General features: G+C 38.5%; 1 protein-coding gene and 1 pseudogene. Both read left to right on the top strand.

Annotated features, from left to right (window positions below; translation table 11 throughout):
* Positions 1-552, top strand: a pseudogene (locus C240_RS03485) (hypothetical protein); the annotation flags it as partial.
* A 32-nt stretch (positions 553-584) separates the two neighbouring features.
* Complete coding sequence (locus C240_RS03490) at positions 585-1,697, top strand: M20/M25/M40 family metallo-hydrolase (RefSeq protein WP_271491020.1); 1,113 nt, start codon at positions 585-587, stop codon at positions 1,695-1,697.
* Positions 1,698-1,700: the final 3 nt, after the last annotated feature.

Genomic DNA, 1,700 nt, shown 5'->3' on the forward strand with positions numbered 1-1,700 from the left:
CCGTATGCTACTTTGTTTTTATTAGCGGCTACAGTTTATGTGTCTATGCTGTTAAGCGATTTAACGCAAGGAAATGTAAATACGTTTGTTATTGCTTTACTATTGGGAATTATTCTTCGTCACTTTAAAATTTTAAAACCTAATGCACTTTCAACAACAGATACATTCGGGCTATTGATGGTTTCAATCATGGTCATCGCATTCGGCCCATTAGCGGATATTGTTCCATCTGATTTGCTAGCATTGATTTGGCCGATTAGTTTTTACTTAGTTGCAGGGGTTTTGACGATTTTTGTTTGTTCTTATTTTATCGGGAAAAGCGTCGGCTATTCAGGAGCATTATCATTGGCGGTTGGAATGACAACTTTCTTTGGATTTCCGGGAACGATGGTTTTAACGAAAGAAGCAGCGCAGGCAGTTGGGGAGACAGAAGAAGAAATCGCAGTTATTGAACAGAACATTTTACCAATAATGGTTACTGCTGGTTTTTCAACAGTAACGATTACCTCTGTCATTACAGGAGGAATTATTGTCGGTTTTATGATCGGGTAAATTTAATTGTCTAACTTAAGGAGGATATACCTATGAGCCAAGAACGTTTAGTAAATACATTTATCGAACTAGTTAAAATTGATTCAGAGTCAAAAAATGAAGGCCGTTTTCAAGCTTTTTTAAAAGAAAAATTTTCTGGACTAGGTTTAGAAGTTTTTGAAGATCAAACGATGGAGCAAACAGGTTTAGGTGCTAATAATTTACTTTGCCGTTTAGCGGCTACTGCACAAGCAAAACCATTATTTTTCTCATCTCATGTGGATACTGTTACTCCGGGAATTGGCATTAAACCGGTAGTGAAAGATGGGACTATCTATTCTGATGGGACAACTATTTTAGCTGCCGATGATAAAGCGGGAATTGCGATTATGCTGGAATTGCTTGAGCGGATTAAAGAACAAGACTTGCCTCATGGTGTCTTAGAATTTGTCCTATCACCAGGTGAAGAGATTGGTTTAGTTGGAGCGAATGCTTTTGATGTTAGTCAAATGGAAGCTGAAATTGGTTTTGTTTTAGATAATGGCGGACCAGTAGGCAGTATTACTGTAGCAAGCCCAACTTTAGTAGGTATGGACGTAACAATTACAGGAACAACTGCACACGCTGGTTTAGAACCAGAAAAAGGAGTTTCAGCGATTGAGATTGCGGCAAAAGCAATTGCTCAAATGAAATTAGGTCGTTTAGATCAAGAAACAACTGCAAATATCGGTACAATCAATGGTGGATCAGCAACAAACATTGTCGCTGAAGAAGTAAAAATTACAGCAGAAGCCCGCGGGATTTCCCATGAAGTTTGTGAAGATCAAGTGGCTCATATGCTAGGATTGTTTGAAAAAACTGCTGAAGAATTTGGCGGAGCAGTCACTGCAACAACAGATGTGAAATCGGTGGGCTATCGTTTGACAGAAGAAAATGAAACAGTGAAGTTAGCGACGAAAGCTTTAGCTAATGTAGGTCGTTCTGCAACGTATGATGTAAGCGGCGGTGGAAGTGATGCCAATGTATTCAATGCAAACGGCAAAGAAACAGCCAATTTATCTATCGGCTATGAAAAGATCCATACCGTACATGAATTTATTCCAATCGCTGAACTTGAAAAAGCAGTGGAACTTGTAAGCAAATTAATAGCAGAAGTTTTAATTTAAAAA

This window comes from Enterococcus sp. 5H, from assembly GCF_028128615.1.
In the GTDB taxonomy this organism is placed as follows: domain Bacteria; phylum Bacillota; class Bacilli; order Lactobacillales; family Enterococcaceae; genus Enterococcus_L.